The following is a 19,646-nucleotide window of genomic DNA, read 5'->3' on the forward strand; positions in this document are numbered from 1 at the left end:
CACCGTTCGACAGGGTAGCGTAAACCAGTTTCGTCACGGGGTTTCGCCGGCGCTGAGCGTTTTTCACCGGTGGCGGCTCAGATCGGGCGCTCGTCGACGTAGCCGCGCTTGCACTCGGGACAGATGTCTCCCGCACGCATGGAATTCCCGTCGGCGTCCCGGGTCATCTCGCACTCGGGGCAGTAGTACTCCGTCGTCACGTCCGCGGTCGAAACCTCGATATCGGGGCTCTCACCGCGAGTGATCTCCGCGCCTTCGTCGACGGTCCGATCCCCGACCGCTGCACCCCTCGAACCGGTACCTCTCGACCCGGCACTGCCCGGCCCGGGGTCACTCGACCCGGCACTGCTCGGCCCGGGGTCACCCGACCCGGTATCGCCCCGCCCGGGGTCGCCCGCATAGTCGTTCGAGTTACGCTCCGGCGCTTCGACGTACTCGGCGTCCGCGTCGTCGATCGAACCGTCGGCGACCTCGGGGGTGAGCCCGCCGCCGAACTCGACTGCCCCCTCCGCCTCGCCGTCGTCGATCTCGGCGCTGAACCCCTCGTCATCGCCGCGCTGCTCGGGCCACGGCGTCGGTTCCGCGCCCGCGGTCTCGTCCTCGTCGACCGCGGGCCAAGCACCTCGCTCTCGGTCGCCGCTCGAATCCCCGTCCTCGTCGAGGATCACGCCGTCGTCGGTCTCGGCGTCTTCCTCGTCGTTCGTCGATGTCCCGGTGGGCTCGCCGTCGGGATACTCCACGTACTCGCTCACCCCGTCGCCGCCTTCGAGAGCGTCGGCTTCCTCGCCGTCGTCTTTCTCGGCGTCGCCCGCCGACGGCCCGTCGTCGAGCAACTCCGCGCCGTCGTCCTCGGCGGACGACTTCGTGTCCGGCTCGGATTCGGCGACCGTCGCCGTCGAATCGTCCGACATCGGGGCGTCGGCCGCCGCTGAATCGTCCCCGGCCGTCGGTTTTCCTTCTCCCGCCTGCGAGGGGCCATCGTCGAGGATCACGGCGTCGTCGTCCGTCGCCTCCGTCTCGTCGAAATCAACGGCGATGTCCGCGGCGCGTTCGTCTGCCGCCCCGCCTGTGCGCTCGGGCTCCGCCGCAGATCCGGGAGGGCTCGAACCGCCGCTCGGCGACTTGGTGCTTGCCGCGTCGGCGCTCGCGGCGGCGACTTCGTCGGTCAACTGTTCCATCGTCGTGACCTCGGTGTTCTCGCTGACGATCTGCGTCTCGCCGCAGCGAGCGCAGGTCTTCACCTCGGTGACGGTCGTGACGACCTCGTTCCCGTCCTCCTCGCGCTCGCGCTGTAGTTCGGGCTCGCCGAAGTCGTGCCCGAGCAGACACCTGAGTCCCATTATGCCTTCTCTGCGGTTCCGAGGGTAAAAAACGCCCCGTCCGGTGTCCGACGCCCGGCAGACGGGCCGCCTCGATCCGAGGCAAACCGGTCGCAATCCCCGGGATCGATCGATTCGTTCATCGCTGTCGTCCTTGACGACCCCTATGGGAACAGCTCACACGTCTCTCGTCCGTCCTTGCCGACCGCATCCGACCGAGGCGAGGAGATTGAGTGCGAGGCGGGGACGATTCTCCGCGACGTGCTCGCGGAGGCGAGCTTCTCGGTGTACAACTGACCGGCCGCGGAGTCTGGAGACAACAATCTGTGGGCTCGGTCGGTCGTCGGAAACAGCCGAAGCTCGTCGTCGAGAACCTCCCGGATCGGCGGCACCGACGCTCGTCGGTGTAATAAAAACCCGGGCGGACGTGAATCCGCGGCGGGCAAAAGTCTCGTTGTCGCGTGTCAGAGCCGTGTTCGGCGTCAGCCGGACCGACCCACCTATCGGATCGGCTTACTGCCGAACGACGTTGGACGCGCGCGGGCCCTTGGGCGAGGACTCGATGTCGAACTCGAGCTCCTGGCCCTCTTCGAGGTCCGGCCCTTCGACGTCTTCCATGTGGAAGAACACGTCGTCGTCAGCGTCGTCAGTCTCAATAAATCCGTAGCCGCCAGTGTCGTTGAAGAAATCAACCTTTCCGGTCGCCATTGCGTATCAATATAGGCCCCCTTCGGGGATAAGGATTGCGAGTGTACAGTTACCACGACGGTCGGCGGACATTCGTTTTGGAATCGTTGTGTATCTCGGTGATCGGTGACCGTACACGCGGACTCGGCGGGTGAGTGCGAACGGATCGTCGGTTCCTCACCGAAAACGCGTCGAAGTCGCGATCCGGCCGTCTCTGTATCTTCGACGCCGAGGACCGCCGCCGGTCGCGGTCTGCTCCGTGCCGAACCCCTCGCCGACGCCCGTGCGATCGGTCTCGATGCGATCGGGTTCGTGGCCGAGATCCCGAATGATGCGCCGCGGTACGTGGTGTGCTTCGAAGTATATTCGAATAGAATCGGATTGCCGCCTCCCCGATTTGAACTCCGGAAGACGGTCGCGCTCATTTCGTTCGCGCGCTGCAACTTCCGTGCTCAAATCGGTTCGGGAGCATTTTCTCTGCTCACGGTTCGATCGCTCCGATCCCTCACGAGTTCGCGGGAAAATGCCGCCTCCCCGATTTGAAACGCGTGAGACTCCCTCCGGTCGTCTCACTGTTCCCCGCTCGCTGCGCTCGCGGGGACGGGGGACAGCTCGATCTTCAGTCGAGACTAACGAATGCGGATCGCGCTGAAAAGCCATGCCGCCTCCCCGATTTGAACGGGGGACAGCTCGATCTTCAGTCGAGTGCTCTCCCAGTCTGAGCTAAGGCGGCTCGCACTCGGAACAACGCCGATTCGAGACAAAAGGATTTCGAAAGGCGGCGGGCGGATCGCCCGCGATGACCAACGCTGCTGCGATGCTCGCGGCAGTGCTCACAGACTGCTCGCAGCAGCAGAATGGGGCCGCCCGGATTCGAACTTCACTCGTTCCGCTCGCGTCGCTCGCTTCACTTCCTAGTTCGAATCCGCTTCATCAGCTGCTGCTCGCAGGGTTGCTCGCAGCAGCAGAATGGGACCGCCCGGATTCGAACCGGGGTCACGGGCACCCAAGGCCCGGAGTATACCACTAACCCACGGTCCCGTACCAATACATACCCACATCGTCCGCTAAAGCGTTTCGTTGCGCGGACGGAGGCTTTCGCTCGAACCGACTCACTCCTCGTCGTCGCGCAGTTCGAGGTCGGCGACGATGTCGTAGGGATCGGTCCCCGTCCGGATCGCGTCGAGGATAAAAAACGCCTCGTCCGGTGCGAGGAAGTGCCGCGTGATACCGCGACCGAGTGGCGTCGGCGAGAAGCCGTCGATGAACTCCCACTCCAGCAGCTTGCCGATCGCGTGTTTCGTCGGCACCTCACCGATCATCCGATCGTTGAGTCGCTTTGCCTTCTTGCCCGCGACGACGACGTTCGCCAGCGTCTCCTCGACGGCGGCCGTCTCGTCGTAGTGGGTCGCGACGTCCTCCATCTCGCCTTTAAGCAGGGTGAACGCGACCTCGTCCTCCGTGCGGTCCATCGAGTTGTGGTAGACGCCGTCGGGCTCGACGAGGAGGTAGACGCGCCCGCGATCGTGGTAGTCTGGCCGTCCGGCACGCCCGAGCATCTGCGAGAATTCCTGGACGGAGAGCCACTCGATCCCCATCGCCAGCGAGTCGAATATCACCTGCGAGGCGGGAAAGTCGACGCCGGCCGCCAACGCCGCGGTCGTGACGACCGCAGAGAGGTCCTGGTTCCCGAACTGCCGCTCCACCGTCTTGCGCCGACCGTAGTCGAGCCCGGCGTGATACGGCGCGGAGTCGTACCGGAGCTTCCGGCTGATCTCGTGACAGCGCCGCCGCGAGTTCGTGAAGATGATCGTCTGTCCGCGGTATCCCTTCGACGACTTCGTGTCGAACTCGCGTTTCACGAGCTTGTCGGCGATATCCGCCTTCTCGCGGCCGTCCGCGAAGGTGACGTGGCGCTCGATGGGGACGGGTCGCTCCTCGTACTCGATGAGCGTCGCCCGCAGCTTCTCGGCGAGCCACTCGGGGTTCCCGACCGTCGCCGAGAGGTAGACGAACTGCGTGCCGTCGTACCCTGTATGCGTCTCCTGACGTTGCTCGCTGTAGTACTTCAACCGCGAGATGAGCCCGTCGAGTCGGTGGCCGCGCTCGCCCTCCTTCAGGGTGTGGACCTCGTCGATGACGACCGTCCCCACGTCGCCCAGATCCTTCCCGGTCCGGAGCGCGTGGTCGATCCCCTCGTAGGTCCCGACGATCACGTCCGCCCGCGGATCGAATCGGTTACCGTCGTCGTTCACCCGCGAGGAACCGACCCGGATCGAGACGTCGAGCAGGTCACCGTAGCGATCCTCGAAGTCCTCGTGTTTCTGGTTGGCGAGCGCGACGAGCGGGACGAGAAAGAGCAGCTTCCCGTCGCCCTTCAGCGCCCGGTCGATCCCCGCCAGTTCGCCGACCAGGGTCTTGCCCGTCGCTGTCGCGCTCACGACGAGCTGGTCGTCGCCGTCCAGGAGCCCGTTTCGCACCGAGAGGCTCTGGACCGGGAGCAACTCCTCGAAGCGTCCCTGGAGGTGCGATGAGAGGTCCGGGTGCAGATCGAGGTCTTCGGTCCGAACCGGGGAGATGTCGTCGACGTTCGCGGAGACTTCGTCGTACTTCGTGAGGTCGGGATCGAGTCCACCCTGCAGGAGGTTGACGATCCGGTCCAAGTCGCCGGACTCGTAGAGAAGCTCCTCCAACCGCTCCTCGGCGGCCCCCGTGAACTCGCCTTTGTACGACAGTTCGCGCTCCAGCTCCCGGCGGGCGCAGTCCCGACAGATCAGCTCGTCATTGTGCTCGATGGCGGTATCGGCCGTGATCGGCCCGTATCGCCCGTCGTTCGCGCAGCGCCGGCAGGTCCTGACGGTCAGCGACTCCAGTTGGTAGCCGTCCAGCATCGTCTCCAATCGCGTTCGATTCTCCGGGGAAGTCTGCTCGGAGATGCGGATGCGGTCGGCCGCCCGGGCGAGTTCGACGAACTCGTCGGGCTGCCGGGGATGGTCCTCGCCGTCTCGGATGACGCGGAATTTCCCCGGGCGTGGGCCGGCGGACGTCTCCTTGAGTTCGAGCCGCCCGCGGAGCACCCGGTTGCCGTCCCGGTTCGCGACGACCGTGTAGTCGCTCCGCGCCTCGTGGAGAAACAGCGTCCCGACCTCGGCCAACTGCTGTGACACTGCCCGTCGGTACGCGAGCGAGGTATTTCAGGCGTTCGGCTCGGTGTGTCCCAGCGCCCCCGGCGCGACGATCCGAACTGTACCGCCGTTCGAGCAATGGTATCGCGGTTCGTGGCCGATAGGGTTGCTCGTGGCCGGTAGTGCGATCGACGATCCCGTGGCTGGAGGGAGCGAGAACCGCGCCTCGAAAGGATTCGGTCGGTCGTCTACGAGACGAGGAGTTTCTCGCCGCGATCGACCGTGATCCGACACGGGGGCGAGAGTTTGTTGTACGCGCGGCGGAACGCTTCCTTCACGACGGGTGCCTGGTCGGCGTTGCAGTAGGCGGTGAAGACGATGTCGTCTTTGTTGAGCCGCGCGGCGGTCCCGACCGGCTTGCCGAACGCCTGGCGCATCCCGTCGGAGACGCGGTCTGCGCCCGCGCCGGTCGCCTGCTTGTTCTCCCGAATGACCTGGTGGGGGAACTTACGGAGGGTCATCTTGTAGTTGCCCTCGCCGAGCTCCTTGATGAGGTGACGGTTGGCCGAGAGCCGGGAGCTCTCCAACGAGCCGTGGCGGATCTGGAGCTCCTCCTCGACGCGGAGGCTGATCTGGACGGGGTAATCGTCCGGCTCCGCGGACAGATCGCCCATGTTGTGCTGGGCGATCTTCGACCCCGGAATGCCCGTGATGTATTCGCGGCGGGTGTACGACGGCTTGTCGATCGTCCGATACATAGAGGCGGGTTTGTCAGACATGGCTACTTGTCCGATGTAGCCTCCGCTGCGGCGATAAACCCTTCGATACCACGGCGTCGGCGGCGGTTCGACGGCAACTCCGGACCCCTCTGTGTCGATTTCGGTGTCGCTCTCGGCGTCGCCCTCGGAGTCACTCTTCGGCCGTCGGTTCGAGCGCGACGTGGTCGAACCCTCGGTCCGAGAGGCGCTCCGCGGCCCGGTCGGTGATCGAGGGCGCGACGAGGACGCCGCGGACGGTGCGATCGCGCTCTTCGGCTCCCAGCTCCTCGCGGAGCGCCCGAACGTACCGCGCGAGCTGACCGACCGCATCGGGGCCGACTCGCCGCCGTTTCAGCTCGACGACGACCGGGTTGCCGTCGGCGTCGACGCCGAACACGTCCATCGGCCCGGCGCTGGAGGGGCGCTCCGTCGCCGTCGGTTCGAACCCGGGCTCGACGAGTTCGGGCTGTTCGAGGATCCGAGTCCGGAGGTCCTCCTCGCTCCCGTGGAGGGTGAGGTCGCGACCGCCCGTCACGGCCATCGCGGTGAGCCGGTGCACGTCGGAAAAGCGGACAGTCAGGGTCTCGTCGGGGTTGTTTCGGGTGGAGCGCACGCGGAGCCGGCCCTCACGGACCGCGGCGCGGTGCTCAGACCCCGGCGGTTGCCAGTTGACTGGCCGGTGTCCCTCGTCGGTGTGGACGAGCGCCGCGCCGTCGGGTTTCAACACGAGCAGCCGGTCTCCGGTGCCGAGGTCCGTGGCAGCGCGTCCCTCGTAGACGATCGTACAACGCCCGAAGATGCTTATCAGGTCGCCGCGATCGAAGGCGTCCTCCAACTCCCAGAGGGCTTCGCGGTGGCTCGGGTCGTGGACGCTCGTGACTGTCACTACTACTCGTACGTGGTTGCGGCTCAAAAAGGGCGCGAGGGAGAGGTCGGTGAGAGTGATCGGGTGTCCGTCGCCGGTATCGCCGGTGAGGTGCTGTAAGAGTTCGACGCTTCCGTTGACTACTTATCAATCGTTGCTGGCGTGGCGAACACCTCCAAAGCCCCACCGCGAGGGCCCGATGTGCTCGCTGCGGTCCTCGTCGCTCGCTTCGCTCGTTCCTGCGGTCCTTACATCACGCGTCTTCGTCCTCGCGACTGCCCCTTTGAGTCCCACCCGCACAGCACCGCACCCGCACCTCACGCCTCCCCAGCCTCGTCAGTCGCCTCGTGGCGTCCCTCGCGGGCTCTCGCCGGCGGCTTCGCCGCCGGCTGTCAGAGGGACCTTCGGTCCCTCCCTACTCGCGGCCTACCGGCCGCTCGGAGGCGCGCCACCGCGTTATCCGTTATAAATATCGCTACCGTCCTATGTCCCGTGCTCCCAGCTGTCCATGTACTCGCGCTGCTCGGCGGAGAGGGCGTCGTGTTCGACGCCCTCCGCGGCGAGTTTGATCTCGGCAACCTCGCGGTCGAGCTCGTCGGGGACGTCGTGGACGCCGGGTTCGTAGCGCTCCCCGTTCTCCGCGAGTTCGCGGACGACGACCGCCTGCACGCCGAAGCTCTGGTCCATCACCTCGACGGGATGGCCGAGCGAGATGGGCGCGGCGAGGTTGACGAGTCGGCCCTCCGCGAGCACGTTCAGAACGCGGCCGTCGGCCATTTCGAAGCCTTCGACGCCGTCCCGGGCCTCGAAGCGGTCGACGGCCAAATCGTCGAGATCCTCGAGGTTCACTTCGACGTCGAAGTGCCCGGCGTTGGCGAGAAGCACGCCGTCCGGCATCTGCTCGAAGTGCTCGCGGGTGATCACGTCGCGGTTGCCCGTCGTCGTGATGAAGACGTCGCCCTTCTTCGCGGCCTCGATCATCGGCAGCACCTCGTACCCCTCCATGTGCGCTTCGAGCGCCTTGCGGGGGTCGACCTCGCAGACGATGACGTTCGCGTTCTGTCCCGAGGCCTTCTTGGCGACGCCCTTCCCGCACTGGCCGAATCCGCCGACGACGACGTTCTTGCCGGCCCACGAGAGGTTCGTCGTCATCGCGATGGTCGCGAGCGACGACTCGCCCGTCCCGTGGACGTTGTCGAACAGCTGTTTCATCGGCGTGTCGTTCACGGCGAAGACCGGGTAGTGGAGCTCGCCGTCGGCGTCCATCGCGCGCAGGCGGTGAACTCCGGTGGTCGTTTCCTCCGCGCCGCCGACGATGGAGTCGATCAGCTCGGGATACTCCTCGTGGGCGAGCTTGACCATGTCCATCCCGTCGTCGACGGTGATGGTGGGCTCGTGGGCGAGACAGGCGTGCATCGCGTCGTAGTACTCCTCGTCGTCGACGCCGCGCACCGCATAGGAAGTGATCGACTCGTGGGTGTCGAGCGCGGCCGACACGTCGTCGTGCGTCGAGAGGGGGTTACAGCCGGTGATCGCGACCTCGGCACCGCCGTCGGCGAGCAGCTCGACGAGGTTCGCCGTCTTCGCCTCGACGTGCATCGCCATCGCGATCGTCTCGCCGTCGAGCGGTTGTTCCGATTCGAACTCCTCGCGGAGCGCGTTCAGGATCGGCATGTGCTGGAGCGCCCAGTCCATCTTCCGGCGTCCCTCTTCTCGGGCCGCTTCGAGGTCCGAGAGATGCTTTGACACCGGCGAGTACGCGGTTTCGCTCATGTCTCCCGATTCGCTCACGCCGCACTAAACCCTGCCGACAGCGGACGATCGCAAAAAAAGACCACCGCGTCGGCGGTCCGTGGGAGAGGACACTCTCGCCGTTCGGCGGACGCAACCTCTCGGGTTCATCGTCCCGTCAGCTACGGCGGGCCGCCGCCGTTACCGTTGCCGGCACCGTTGCTGTTTCCTTGACCGTTGGCGGCGCTCCCGCCGCCGTCAGCGTCGTCCTCGTCGTCTTCGTCAGCCTCATCGGCGTCGTCATCGACGTTTCCGTCTCCGTTACCCGCGTGGTCCGGGGGTCCCTGGCCGTCGTCGCTCTCGTTATCGTTGCCCGCGTGGTCCGGCGGACCCTGCTCGCCGCCGTTTCCGCTCCCTGCGTTGTCCGGCGCGTTGCCGGGGCCCTCGCTCGCGTTGCTCGCGTTACTCGCGTCGCTGTCGCCGTCGCTCGCGTTACCGGCCGCGTCGTTCGGGCCGCCGGGGTTCCCCGCGTGGTCCGGGGCGTTCCCCGGGTTGTTCTCCGTCACGAAATCCGAGACAGCGGTGCCGATGCCGCCCTCGCGGTCGCTGATGCGGTCGACGAAGTCTTGCACCAACTGACCGAACGGCCGCTCTTCGGCCGCCCCGTCCTCGCCGTCACCGGCGGTCAGGTCCGCGGTCGTCGAGACGGATTCGTTCTCGAACGTCGCGATGACGTCGACCGTGACGTTCTCCTCGGCGGCGTCGAGCGTCACCGTCCCGTTCGCGTCGGTCTCGTAGTCGCCCTCGCCGACGTACGTGACGTTCTGGTCGTCGGCCGTCGTCACGTTCACCGAGGCGTTCTCGACAGCGTCGTCGTCGTCAGTCACCGTGACGACCGGCTCCCCGTCGGCGTTCTCCACGTCGACGGCGAGTTCGACCGGCGCTTCGAGATCGACGGTCGTTGACGCGGTCCGGTTCTCGGACGCGGCGGTCACCTCGACCGTCACGTCCTCCTCGGCGGCGGGCAGCCCGACGGTGCCGTTCGTGTCGGTCTCGTACTCGCCGGTCCCCGCGTACGACTCGTTCGTCTCGTCGACGACGCTCACGTTCACCGTCGCGTTCTCGACCGCGGTGTCGTTCTCGGTCACCGTGACCGTCGGTTCCCCGTCCGCGTCGTCGACGGTCACGCCGAGGTCGCCCTCGGCGGCCGCGACGCCGGTCATCGCGCCGAGCGCGACGACCACGACCAACAGCAGGCCAATCGTGCGTTCTCTCATGTCCACTCGGGCCGTGTCGCCGGTACCCTATAAAAAGGAAACTCCGTTAAGCCCGTTTAAACCGGATTGTATTCGGGTTAACGGCGCTGTCTCAGCGATTCGGTGATTCAGTGGGATCGGGTCGTCGATCGACCCGAATTGACGTCGATTCGCGTTCGGATGGGGCCGGTCCGCGGTTCGGACGCGGCTCAATTTCGATCGGTCCGTGACCGTGAGTCAGATCAGGAGTAGGTATGTCAATTCGGAGGAGTGGTTGTTTATACGTGACAGAGTGGTGTTGCCGGCGGCTGTTTATATCTCGTTGCTGGCGCGGTAGAGTGCTGTATCTCTAGCGGTGATTGCTTATAAGTGATTGACGGTGCGGTGAACACTTACAAAGCCCCAGCCGCGAGGACTCGCGCGGCTTGTTGCGCGCCTCGCTCGCTCGCTTCGCTCACTCGCTGCGGTGTCGCCGGACTACGTCCGGCTTCAAGAGGGACCTCCGGTCCCTCCCTGCTTACTGCGCCGTGCTTCGCCCTCGCGGCAGCGAGGCGCGGAGCGCCTCTGGCAGCCGGCGGCAGAGCCGCCGGCGACTGCCCCTTTGAGCCCCACCCCGCACAGCACAGCACCGCAACCGCACCTCACGCCTCCCCAGCCTCGCCGCTTCGCGCCTTTAAAAGGCGCTCGCGGCGTCCCTCGCGGGCTCTCGCCGGCGGCTTCGCCGCCGGCTGTCAGAGGGACCTTCGGTCCCTCCCTACTCGCGACCATTCGGTCGCTCGGAGGCGCAGGGCGAGAGCGAAGCTCTCGCTTGAAGCCGGCGCGGAGCGCCGGCGACGCCACCGCCACGTTCATTTATAGGCAGTCATCGCCGCCCCCGCTCACTCCTTTTATATACCAATCGTTGGCGGCGGTCTGCAATACCTACACCCACGGTATTGCTACTCGCCGACCCGATCGACGAGATCGCTTGCGGCCGTGGCGGCCCGCTCCTGAACCGCGTCCGCGTCGAGCGTCAGCACCTCGCGGTCGCGCATGAGCACCTCGCCGTCGCACACGGTGTGGCGTACGTCGCTGCCGCGGGCCGCGTACGCGAGGTGCGAGACCGGGTCATGGACCGGCGTGAGGTGCGGCGCGTCGAGGTCGACGACGGCGAGGTCGGCGGCCGCGCCCGGTTCGATTCGACCGCCCGGGAGTCCGAGGGCGTCCGCGCCGCCGGCCGTCGCCATCTCCACGACCGCTTCGGCGGGGACCGCGGCGGCGTCGTCCGCGGCGAGCTTGCCGAGCATCGCGGCGTCACGCATCTCGTCGAACACATCGAGATCGTTGTTCGAGGCCGCCCCGTCGGTGCCGAGCGCGACCGTCACGCCCGCGTCGCGGAGCCGCTGGACGGGGGCCATCCCGCTGGCGAGTTTCATGTTCGAGGCCGGACAGTGGACGACCGCGGTGCCTGCCCCGGCGAGCCGGTCGATCTCCGAACCGTCGAGGTGGACACCGTGCGCGAAGAAGTCGTCCGAACCGAGCGCGCCGACATCGGCGGCGTACGCGATCGGTCGCTCGCCGCGTTCGTCCACGATCGGATCGACCTCGTCGGTCGTCTCGTTCGCGTGGAGGTGGATCGGGACGCCCGCCTCGCGAGCCTCGGCGACGCCCTCGCGTAGGTACTCCTCGCCGACTGTGGTCATCGAGTGAGGCATGAAGGCGGTTCGAATCCGGCCGTCCGCCGCGCCGTCCAGTTCGCTGGCGACGGCGAGGCTCTCCTCGACGTCCGCGCGCGCGTCGCCTTCGTCCTTCCCGACCGTCACGACGCCGTGCCCGAGTCGCGCGCGCAGTCCCGCGCGCTCGACCACGTCGGCGACGCGGTCCATCGCGAAGTACATGTCCGCGAACGCGGTCGTCCCCGATCGGATCATCTCCAGCGCGCCGAGCTCGGCTCCGGCCTCGACGTCGTCCGGCGTGAGCGCCGCCTCGGCCGGCCAGATGTCTTCTCGCAGCCACGGATCGAGCGGTTTGTCATCGGCGTACCCGCGCAGCAGCGTCATCGCGACGTGCGTGTGCGCGTTCACGAGTCCGGGGATCACGAGCCCGCCGTCGGCGTCGAGGGTCTCTTCGGCGGCCGTTCTCTCACCGGCAGCGGTCTCCCCACTACCGGCCGTCTCCCCACCATCGGCCGTCTCCTCGCCGACCGCGAGTATCGTCCCCGCGTCGCGGTCGATCGTCACGTCCGACTCGGTCACGCGGCCGTCCGGGCGGAGCACCCGTCCGCCCGTCACGCGAAGCGCGTTCATACCCCCCGATTTCGGCCGCCGGACCTAACGCCTTCCGTTCGGCGTCGGCGAAGAGGCGGCCGCCATTGCCCGCACGTCCTGTGAGGCCGCCGATGCGGACTGTCCCCGAACGTTCTTTCCCCGCCGCCGCCGGAGTTCACCCATGGCAACCGACGCCCAGCAGGCGTGTTTCGAGGCCGGGATCAAGTTCGGCTCGCTGTACCACCAGTTCGCGGGGACGCCGGTCAGCCCGTCGAGCACCCGAAGCCTGGAGGCCGCGATGGCGGAGGCGATCGAGAACCAGCCGTTCTGCGAGTCGGTGACCGTCGCGATCCGCGACGATCGCGTCGCCGACGCGATCGATCACGACAACGGCTACACGGAGCTCACGGGCTCGCTGATGGACGTCGAGATGCGGATCGACTACGAGGGCGTCCGCGTCCGCACCCGGATGTCGATGGTCGACGGCTACCCGCTGATGGAGCTCGTCGAGGTGGTCGACGACTGAGCTATCGTCGTCGTCTGAACGATCGCGGTTGTCCGAACAGTTGCCGTCGACCGACCAGCCGCTATCGACTCACTTTCCCGAACTCACGTCCCGGATCGTCCCGACGCCCTTGCTCGATCCCTCGCGGAAGACGAACCGCTGGCCCTCCTCGATCAGGTACGGACGGAACTTGAACCGGACCCGCGTCCGCCCGGTGTCGCCGGGGAGGAGCTGACCGCCCTCGGGGGAGAAGACGGCCGCCTCCGAGACGGTCTCGACGTGCACGACCGGTTCGTACCCCTCCTGTATCCGCGTCGGGTGGTTGAGTACCATCGCCTCCGCCTCGAACTCGCGGACCGGTTCCGGGTCGCTCGCGCGCGGTACGAGCGCCATCCCGCGTTCGATCTCAACTTCGTCGACGCCCTTGAGCGCGATCCCAACGATTCGCCCGGCCTTCGCCTTGTCGACCCGGTGGTAGTGCATCTCGATCGAGCGCACCTCCACCTCCCGGAACGAGCCGTCGGCCATCGGCCCGAGGAGGAGTTCGTCGCCGGCCTCGACGGTCCCGGAGTTGACGGTTCCGGACGCGACCGCGCCGACGCCCGTCACCTTGTAGCTGCGGTCGACGTACATCCGGAACTCCGCGCGCTCGGGGGTCGCCCGCTTCGGGAGCGTCTCGAAGAGCCTGTCGAGCGCCTCGACTCCCGCTTTCGTCACCGCGCTCGTCGACAGCAGGGGGACGACGCCGTCGCCGATCTCCGCGACCGCTGCGTCGATCCCGTGCCGGTCGACGAGGAGCGGAGTCTGTCCCGCGTCTCGGAGCATCGACTCGACCTCGCGTTCGGCCGCGGCGAGGCGCTCGTCGCTCACGGCGTCCGCCTTCGTGATCGCGACGATGGTGGGAAGCTCCGTCGCCAGCAGGATGCCGAGGTGCTCGCGCGTCGTCTTCGTCGGGCCGTCGTCGGCCGCGACGACGAGCAGCCCGTAGTCGAGCTTCTGGCCCACGAGCCCGCGGATCGTCGTCCGGAGCCACGGCTCGTGGCCCACCGTGTCGACGAACGAGACCAGTCGGTCGGCCTCCTCGACGATCCGGGCGCGGTCGGACTTCCGGTGGGGGTTGTCCATCCGTATCGGTCCGTCGGCATCGGCGTCGTCGTCGAACCCGTAGACCGCGTACGAGAGGTCCGCGGAGAGTCCCCGCTCGACCTCGTGGGGCTGCACGTCGAGGAACCCGCGCGTTCCGCCCTGTCCGTCGTCCGCTCGCCCCGTGACGAGCGTTCCGACGAGCGTCGACTTCCCGTGGTCGACGTGACCCGCCGTCCCGACCACGAGGTGCTCGTCGTCGGTCTCGAACATCCCGCCGTCGCGGAGGGTGGCGAGCCCGACGAGCCCGTCGGCACCACCGTTACCGGCAGATCCCGCGCTCCACGTCTCCACGTCGGCGATGTGGGCGTCGGCCTCGTCGGCGAGCAGCGAGAGCACGTCCATCGTCTCGGAGAAGGTCTCGGGATCGACGCCCGCCAGCCCGCCGTCGTCGGTGACGCCGACGACGTAAGTCGCCTCTCCGTCGCCGGAGAGCACGCGATGCCGGAGCTGGGCCACGAGCGATTCCCGCCGGCCGTCGGCGAGGTGGACCTCGCGAGTCAACCGCTCTTTGAACTCGATCGCGCCGCCGTCCCGTTCACCGCGCTCGATGGCCCGCCGTAACGCGGACCGGTCAGCGCTCATGGGCGCTCGTAGGCGACAGCCGGGCTTAACGGTTTTCGTGCGATCCGTCCGCACGTGACGCACTCGTTCGAACCGATGCCGCTCGACGTACCTTTTAACCGAGCGCCGTGGGGAACGGGGATATGGACACAACGGTCCCCCGCGTCGCCGAACGGCGCGTCCATGTCGCGCCGCTCGGCCACGAGCACGACCGAATCGTCGAGCCGCTCCGTCGTCACGGCGCGGACGTGGTGTACCTGCTGGCTGACGCCCCCGACCGCGCCGCCGACCGCGGCGCTGTCGACTTCGAGGCGGCGAGCGCGACCGACCCGGCGGACACCCGCGTCGACGTCGACCGCCTCACCGACTACCAGCGCGACGCGTGGGCGGACGCCGCCGAGTTCGCCGCCGTGCGCGCGCTTCCCGTCGAACTCGCGGACGTGTACGACGTACTCGGCGTGACGACGACGATCGCCGCCCGCCACCGGGCCGGCGAGTCCGACGGTGACCGGCTGTTCGCCAACGTCTCGACCGGCCCGCGGATCGCGGCGGTCGGCGTCGCCATCGCGTGCATGATCGTCGGCGCGCGACCCTACAGCGTCGAGCCCGAGACTCACCAACACGACGTGGACGAGACGCCACTCACCGCCGGCGTCGTGGAGACGGTCGACCTCCCGCTGTATCCGATGGACGCGCCGACGACCGACCAGGTCGCGGTGCTCGGCCGGCTCCACGAGAGAGCCGGCGACCACCTGGCGACGGACAAATGGAACCTGATCGAGTGGGCCCGCGAGGGCGACCTCGCGTTCCTGCGCGAGGCCGGTGAGAGCCGTACCGCGAAGTACCGCGCACTGGAGACGCACGTGCTCTCGCCACTGCGCGACCGCGGATACATCGAACTGGAAGATGTGGGTCGGTCCGATACCGTCCGGCTCACGGAGACCGGCCGACGCGTCTACTTCGCGTTCCAGCACAAACTCGGCGGATAGTGAGTTCGTTCGAGTGTGGGACGGGCGCGGCGAGCGTGTTGATTGGGTGAGCGTGCTGAGGGTGTGAGCGTGCTGGCGGGATGGACGCTCGGCCGACACGTCCGTCGCGGTTCGTCCGCCGTGCGCGGATTGTACGGTTTATCCGGACTGTCGACGGCTAACGTAGAATGTTCAACCGGGCCTCGATTCAAGTGCGTGACGCCCGGGCGGTCGCGGTTCCCTCTGCCCTCCCCACCGCTCCGCCCTCCCCACCGGTTCGACCGTCGGCTCGCTGCGGCCTTCGCAGCGGTCCCCGCTGACGCGTTCGCGGCCGTTCGGAGCGTCACGGACGGCGGTTCTTACCGTCGTTTTTCCCGATACTGACCTTCCGACGGCAAGCCGCTCGTTTCTAAGCAGTTGGCTACACGGGTACACCTCCAAGACCCCGCACCGCCGCCCAGCAACAGCAGCCTCACGCCTCCCCAGCCTCGTCGCCGACCGCTCTGTCCGTTATAAGTAGTTGTCACTGCCGTCGTATTCGTTTATATTCGCGATCGTGGCTCGCTGTTTCGCGTTCGCTTCTTCTATCGGCGTTCGTCCGTCCGCTCCGTCGGATCGAGTTCGCCGCTCACTCGTCGGTCAGGTCGACGTACGTCCGGCGGACCGTCACCGGCGTCACGTCGGCGACGTCGGCGGCCTCCTTTTGGGTGCAGTCCCCGTCGCACTCGCGGGCGGCGGTGTACAGGCAGGCGGCGGCGACGCCGACCGGGTTGCGGCCGTTCGCAATCCCCTCCGTGACGGCGCGCTCGGCGAGTTCGCCCGCGCGTCGCTCGACGGCGGCCCCGACGTCGAGGTCGCTCGCGAACCGCGGGAGGTACTCGGCGGGGCCGGTCGGGCCGATCGGGAGCCCGAGTTCGCGGTTCATCGCGTCGAAGGCGGCGCGGTGTTCATCCTTCGTCGCCTTCGCCGCGTCGCAGATCTCGCCGACGGTCCGGGCCACGTCGGCGGTGCGGCAGGCGACGTAGACGCAGGCGGCCGAAAAGCCCTCCAGCGAGCGGCCGCGGAGCAGGCTCTCGTCCTGCGCGGAGTCGAAGAGCGTGCAGGCGGTGTCGCGGACGCTGGTCGGCAGTTCGAGCGCGCCGGTCAGCCGCCGGATCTCGGTGTAGGCGTACACCTTGTTGCGGTCGCGCTTCGTCGAGATCCGCGCGCGGTTGTGCTGAGTCCGCATCCGCGCGAGTCGCCGACGCTTCCGACCCTTCACGCGCGTCGACCGACCGATCTCGGTCGAGAGCCCGCGGTCGTGCCGGGAACGGGTCAGCGGCGCGCCGGTGCGCTTCGGGTTCGTGTCGTCGTCCGCGAACGACCGCCACTCCGGGCCGTGGTCGATCCGGTCGGCCTCGACCACGAGCCCGCAATCTGTACAGACGCGTTCGGCGGCGTCGACGCGGGTCCGCCCCCCGCACTCGGGGCACTCGTCGACGGCGACCGCCGTCGCCTCCTCGTCGGTGGCGGCGGTCGTCACCTCGTCATCGTGGCCGGCAGCGGTTTTCGCCTCCTCGTCGTTGGCGGCGGTCGTCTCCTCGGCGCTATCTGTCGTCTCGGTGCGGTGCGAACGGACGCGGGTCGAGCGTGCCTGACTCATCACACATCGTACTCGGGCCCGATGCCTTACTTAAACCCGGGCCGATCGGCGGTGTTTCGTCCCAATCGGCGCAGTCGAACCGACCGGTTATCGGTCGGTAATCGGGATCGCTATCACGGCGCAGTACGGTGGTTTTAACACCGCGACCGGCACAGCTGTGTGCATGACGCTGTCGGAGATCGCGGACGGCCTCGAAGTGACCGCGAGCCAGCGCGACCGCGGGGTCGCCGTCGCGGACGACACGGAGACGCCGCTCGTCGATCGACTGTCCGAGCACGGCGACGACCTCCCGTGCACGCCGGCCGCGACCGCAACGCTCGTCGACGCCTACACCGCCGGACGGAGCGTGGGCGAGGCCGCCCGCGAGGCCGGGGTCACCCCGATGACCGGGGCGAAGGCGCTCCATCGCTGCGGCGTCTCCGGGGTCTGCCCGCTCGCGCCGAGCCGCCGCGGCGTCGTCCGCGACTGGCTGGACGGACGGATCGCCCGCAGCGAGGCGGTTTCCCTCGCCGGCGGCGACGAGCCGGACTTCGCGCTGGCGACGTACGTCGAGACGCACGACCCGGTCCCGGTGGTCGCCGACGCGGTCGACGCGCACCTCGCGGGATCCGCCCCGCTGGGCGACGGCCTCGGTGGGGGAGGAGGGGCGAACCGCGGAGACGACGGCGTGCTCTCCGGCGCGCTCGGCAATCCGGACGAAGTCCGTTGATCCGACGTTCCAAACGGGCTCCGTTGATCCGACGTTCCAAACGGGCTCCGCTGATCCGACGCTCCGTCGATTTCTGATGGATCGGCCGCGACGCGATCTCAGTTCGAGGGTTTCAGCCGATCGATCAGTCCGGGATCCTCGAACTCGATCCCGAGCGACGTGTCGAACGCTCGCTCGTACGCGTCCGCGATAGCTCGCGCGTACTCCCCGGTCGCAGTCGTCGCCGTCGGCGCGGCCGCGATTGCGGGATCGATAGCCGGGAGGACGGTGTCGGCGTCTTCGATCTCCGCGTCTCCGTCGGTTTCCGTACCCGATCCGATCCCCGCACGCACCGCGATCGACCCGTCCACGGTCCCGCCGACGTCCGCGATCCGCCCGCGGAGCCGCTGGAGCGCGTCGCGACCGTGCGCCGTCGCCGGGCGCACCGTCTCCACGCGGTCGGCGGCGGTGACCGCGGCGACCGCCTCGTTGGATCCCGCGGGAGCCGCGTCGACGATCACGGCATCGTACGCGGTCGCCGCTTCGCCGATTCGGCGCTCTAGCTTCCGGGCCGCCTCGGCCGTCTTCGCCCGAGCCACCCGTTCGAACGGAGCACGAGCGGGGATCGCGTCGGCCCGGCCGGGCGAGTCGACGCGCCCGGGCGAACCGCCGCGGTGTTCGGGGCGCTCATCGCCGCCGCCGTCGAGCGGGTACGTCGCCGCCGACAGCGACACCTCGGTCTCGTCGGTGATCAGTGCGGTGAGATCGGTGCCGATCCGACCGGTCGCGTACTCGGAGAGCCCCTGCGTCGTGAACGCGGCGTCGACGACGGCCACGTTCTGGCCGCCGCGCGCGCCCATCGCCGCCAGCTCGACGGCGGTCCGAGTCGTCCCCGCGCCGCCGGCCGCACCGACGAGCGCGAGCGTGGTGGTGTGCATGGATCCGCCTCTCGCCGTTCGGTTCTTAAGCGCCGCGAACCGCGACGGCGACGGAGAGGGTGAGGAGTGGGGGTGAGATGACGAATCGGGGGGTGAGATGACGAATCGGGGGGTGAGATGACGAGTGAGGGACGGCTGTCGTCGGCACCCGCCGTTCGCTCAGCGGCCGATCGCGGCCGTCACGTCGGTAGCGATGGCGTCCAGCTCCTCCTCAGAGAGGTCGGGCCGCTTCCCGGCGACCGCGTGGATCGGCGCGCCGCCGTCGCCGTCGAACCGCGGGACGACGTGGACGTGAACGTGCGGAACCTCCTGTCCGGCTGCCTCGCCGTCGTTGATCCCGACGTTCGCGCCGTCGGCGTCGACGGCGGCCTCGATCTCGGGCGCGATCGCCGCGACCGCGTCGAACACCGCACCCGCGAGGTCGGGGTCGAGGTCGCCGAGGCGCTCGGCGTGCGTCTTGGGAATGACGAGAGCATGCCCCGGCGCGAGCGGGTTCGCGTCGAGGAAGGCCAGCACGTCGTCGGTCTCGTGGACAGTCCGAGCCGGGATGTCGCCGTCGACGATCGAACAGAAGATGCAGTCGTCGGACATACGCGAGGGGTCGTGGCGGCGACTCATCAAGGTTTCCCGGGGCGCGGACCGCCGTCCGCGCGGTTCGGCTCGGGTCGGCTACTCGCCGGCGTCTTCGTGGGCGGCCTCATCGGTGTCTTCTCGGACGGTCCCGCCGACGACGAGCGCGGCTCCGATGATTACGAGATTCTTGATGATGTACTGTCCCTCCACGGTCAGCTCGTGCGGGAACGTGACGAACACGACCTCCGGGAGGAGCAGGACCGGCAGGAAGGTACCGGGCATCTGGAGGAACAAGAGCAGGATCCCGACCCTGATGAGCGGCCGGTACAGCAGACACAACCCGATGAGCACCTCCCAGACGCCCAAAATTGGGACGAACAGCTCGGCGGGCACCACGTACACCGTCGCGGCGACGAGCTCCGCGGCCGGGCTCCCGCCCACCACCTTCAGTCCGCCGAACCAAACGAACACGATCCCGAGCGCAACGCGAAGGGCGGGGATCCCGAACCGGCTCATTTGCCGCGCTATCTCGCGGTCGATCCGATCGAAGCGCTCCCGAGCCAAGCCGAGCCGATCAGTCGCGTCGGGATCGCCCTCGGTTTCGGTTTGGGTCCTCTGTGAGGCGGGCATTGGCGTAC

Annotated in this window: 16 protein-coding genes and 2 tRNA genes; 3 read left to right on the forward strand and 15 right to left on the reverse strand. The window is 68.0% G+C overall.

Annotated features, from left to right (window positions below):
- Nucleotides 1-77: 77 nt before the first annotated feature.
- The 10 genes from ACFQEY_RS09245 to ACFQEY_RS09290 form a co-directional block, all read right to left on the reverse strand.
- Entirely contained in the window at nucleotides 78-1,340 is a 1,263-nt protein-coding gene (locus ACFQEY_RS09245; protein ID WP_379767605.1) for a DUF7093 family protein, read from the reverse strand.
- A 492-nt stretch (nucleotides 1,341-1,832) separates the two neighbouring features.
- The gene (locus ACFQEY_RS09250; protein ID WP_004048101.1) at nucleotides 1,833-2,027 is read right to left on the reverse strand and encodes a cold-shock protein; all 195 of its coding nucleotides are present in this window, start codon (nucleotides 2,025-2,027) and stop codon (nucleotides 1,833-1,835) included.
- A gap of 638 nt (nucleotides 2,028-2,665) precedes the next feature.
- Nucleotides 2,666-2,739: transfer RNA gene (locus ACFQEY_RS09255), tRNA-Phe, on the reverse strand.
- A 237-nt stretch (nucleotides 2,740-2,976) separates the two neighbouring features.
- Nucleotides 2,977-3,047 (reverse strand) — tRNA-Pro (locus tag ACFQEY_RS09260).
- A gap of 71 nt (nucleotides 3,048-3,118) precedes the next feature.
- On the reverse strand, nucleotides 3,119-5,173 hold the full coding sequence (locus ACFQEY_RS09265; RefSeq protein WP_379767609.1) for a DEAD/DEAH box helicase: 2,055 nt from the start codon (nucleotides 5,171-5,173) through the stop codon (nucleotides 3,119-3,121).
- Nucleotides 5,174-5,379: 206 nt separating this feature from the next.
- Nucleotides 5,380-5,910: a 50S ribosomal protein L16 gene (locus tag ACFQEY_RS09270; RefSeq protein WP_379767612.1), complete on the reverse strand. Its 531-nt coding sequence runs from the start codon at nucleotides 5,908-5,910 to the stop codon at nucleotides 5,380-5,382.
- Between the two features lie 130 nt (nucleotides 5,911-6,040).
- Complete coding sequence (gene nucS / locus ACFQEY_RS09275; RefSeq protein WP_379767615.1) at nucleotides 6,041-6,775, reverse strand: endonuclease NucS; 735 nt, start codon at nucleotides 6,773-6,775, stop codon at nucleotides 6,041-6,043.
- A 462-nt stretch (nucleotides 6,776-7,237) separates the two neighbouring features.
- Nucleotides 7,238-8,527 carry an adenosylhomocysteinase gene (locus ACFQEY_RS09280; RefSeq protein ID WP_379767618.1) on the reverse strand — a complete coding sequence of 430 codons (1,290 nt, stop codon included), beginning with the start codon at nucleotides 8,525-8,527 and terminating at the stop codon, nucleotides 7,238-7,240.
- 140 nt (nucleotides 8,528-8,667) lie between these two features.
- On the reverse strand, nucleotides 8,668-9,762 hold the full coding sequence (locus ACFQEY_RS09285; RefSeq protein WP_379767621.1) for a hypothetical protein: 1,095 nt from the start codon (nucleotides 9,760-9,762) through the stop codon (nucleotides 8,668-8,670).
- Between the two features lie 917 nt (nucleotides 9,763-10,679).
- Nucleotides 10,680-12,026 (reverse strand): amidohydrolase, encoded by a 1,347-nt coding sequence (locus tag ACFQEY_RS09290; RefSeq protein ID WP_379767623.1) that lies wholly within the window; start codon nucleotides 12,024-12,026, stop codon nucleotides 10,680-10,682.
- Nucleotides 12,027-12,168: 142 nt separating this feature from the next.
- Here ACFQEY_RS09290 and ACFQEY_RS09295 point away from each other — a divergent pair, with 142 nt between their 5' ends.
- Complete coding sequence (locus ACFQEY_RS09295; protein ID WP_379767624.1) at nucleotides 12,169-12,513, forward strand: dihydroneopterin aldolase family protein; 345 nt, start codon at nucleotides 12,169-12,171, stop codon at nucleotides 12,511-12,513.
- A gap of 69 nt (nucleotides 12,514-12,582) precedes the next feature.
- Here the strand turns inward: ACFQEY_RS09295 and ACFQEY_RS09300 are convergent, their stop codons facing one another.
- The gene (locus tag ACFQEY_RS09300; RefSeq protein ID WP_379767626.1) at nucleotides 12,583-14,220 is read right to left on the reverse strand and encodes a GTPBP1 family GTP-binding protein; all 1,638 of its coding nucleotides are present in this window, start codon (nucleotides 14,218-14,220) and stop codon (nucleotides 12,583-12,585) included.
- Nucleotides 14,221-14,342: 122 nt separating this feature from the next.
- On the opposite strand from ACFQEY_RS09300, the gene ACFQEY_RS09305 reads away from it, so the two are divergent.
- Nucleotides 14,343-15,188, forward strand: coding sequence for an HFX_2341 family transcriptional regulator domain-containing protein (locus ACFQEY_RS09305; protein ID WP_379767628.1), 846 nt, complete (start codon nucleotides 14,343-14,345; stop codon nucleotides 15,186-15,188).
- Between the two features lie 607 nt (nucleotides 15,189-15,795).
- Here the strand turns inward: ACFQEY_RS09305 and ACFQEY_RS09310 are convergent.
- The gene (locus ACFQEY_RS09310) at nucleotides 15,796-16,809 is read right to left on the reverse strand and encodes a transcription initiation factor IIB (protein ID WP_379767630.1); all 1,014 of its coding nucleotides are present in this window, start codon (nucleotides 16,807-16,809) and stop codon (nucleotides 15,796-15,798) included.
- 163 nt (nucleotides 16,810-16,972) lie between these two features.
- On the opposite strand from ACFQEY_RS09310, the gene ACFQEY_RS09315 reads away from it, so the two are divergent.
- On the forward strand, nucleotides 16,973-17,518 hold the full coding sequence (locus tag ACFQEY_RS09315; RefSeq protein WP_379767633.1) for a DUF7858 family protein: 546 nt from the start codon (nucleotides 16,973-16,975) through the stop codon (nucleotides 17,516-17,518).
- A gap of 98 nt (nucleotides 17,519-17,616) precedes the next feature.
- On the opposite strand, the gene ACFQEY_RS09320 is transcribed toward ACFQEY_RS09315, so the two are convergent.
- The 3 genes from ACFQEY_RS09320 to ACFQEY_RS09330 form a co-directional block, all read right to left on the reverse strand.
- The gene (locus tag ACFQEY_RS09320) at nucleotides 17,617-18,435 is read right to left on the reverse strand and encodes a P-loop NTPase family protein (protein WP_379767636.1); all 819 of its coding nucleotides are present in this window, start codon (nucleotides 18,433-18,435) and stop codon (nucleotides 17,617-17,619) included.
- A gap of 159 nt (nucleotides 18,436-18,594) precedes the next feature.
- The gene (locus ACFQEY_RS09325; RefSeq protein ID WP_379767639.1) at nucleotides 18,595-19,026 is read right to left on the reverse strand and encodes an HIT family protein; all 432 of its coding nucleotides are present in this window, start codon (nucleotides 19,024-19,026) and stop codon (nucleotides 18,595-18,597) included.
- Nucleotides 19,027-19,104: 78 nt separating this feature from the next.
- Nucleotides 19,105-19,638, reverse strand: coding sequence for a hypothetical protein (locus ACFQEY_RS09330; RefSeq protein WP_379767642.1), 534 nt, complete (start codon nucleotides 19,636-19,638; stop codon nucleotides 19,105-19,107).
- Nucleotides 19,639-19,646 lie beyond the last annotated feature (8 nt).

The sequence above is a fragment of the Halorubrum trueperi genome (genome assembly GCF_042662525.1).
Taxonomy (GTDB): Archaea; Halobacteriota; Halobacteria; order Halobacteriales; family Haloferacaceae; genus Halorubrum; species Halorubrum trueperi.

Excerpts from the sequence above, each read along its gene's own strand:
- ACFQEY_RS09245 (WP_379767605.1), bottom strand. The coding sequence starts at position 1,340 with ATGGGACTCAGGTGTCTGCTCGGGCACGACTTCGGCGAGCCCGAACTA.
- ACFQEY_RS09250 (WP_004048101.1), bottom strand. The coding sequence starts at position 2,027 with ATGGCGACCGGAAAGGTTGATTTCTTCAACGACACTGGCGGCTACGGA.
- ACFQEY_RS09270 (WP_379767612.1), bottom strand. The coding sequence starts at position 5,910 with ATGTCTGACAAACCCGCCTCTATGTATCGGACGATCGACAAGCCGTCG.
- ACFQEY_RS09280 (WP_379767618.1), bottom strand. The coding sequence starts at position 8,527 with ATGAGCGAAACCGCGTACTCGCCGGTGTCAAAGCATCTCTCGGACCTC.
- ACFQEY_RS09285 (WP_379767621.1), bottom strand. The coding sequence starts at position 9,762 with ATGAGAGAACGCACGATTGGCCTGCTGTTGGTCGTGGTCGTCGCGCTC.
- ACFQEY_RS09290 (WP_379767623.1), bottom strand. The coding sequence starts at position 12,026 with ATGAACGCGCTTCGCGTGACGGGCGGACGGGTGCTCCGCCCGGACGGC.
- ACFQEY_RS09295 (WP_379767624.1), top strand. The coding sequence starts at position 12,169 with ATGGCAACCGACGCCCAGCAGGCGTGTTTCGAGGCCGGGATCAAGTTC.
- ACFQEY_RS09300 (WP_379767626.1), bottom strand. The coding sequence starts at position 14,220 with ATGAGCGCTGACCGGTCCGCGTTACGGCGGGCCATCGAGCGCGGTGAA.
- ACFQEY_RS09305 (WP_379767628.1), top strand. The coding sequence starts at position 14,343 with ATGGACACAACGGTCCCCCGCGTCGCCGAACGGCGCGTCCATGTCGCG.
- ACFQEY_RS09310 (WP_379767630.1), bottom strand. The coding sequence starts at position 16,809 with ATGAGTCAGGCACGCTCGACCCGCGTCCGTTCGCACCGCACCGAGACG.
- ACFQEY_RS09315 (WP_379767633.1), top strand. The coding sequence starts at position 16,973 with ATGACGCTGTCGGAGATCGCGGACGGCCTCGAAGTGACCGCGAGCCAG.
- ACFQEY_RS09320 (WP_379767636.1), bottom strand. The coding sequence starts at position 18,435 with ATGCACACCACCACGCTCGCGCTCGTCGGTGCGGCCGGCGGCGCGGGG.
- ACFQEY_RS09325 (WP_379767639.1), bottom strand. The coding sequence starts at position 19,026 with ATGTCCGACGACTGCATCTTCTGTTCGATCGTCGACGGCGACATCCCG.
- ACFQEY_RS09330 (WP_379767642.1), bottom strand. The coding sequence starts at position 19,638 with ATGCCCGCCTCACAGAGGACCCAAACCGAAACCGAGGGCGATCCCGAC.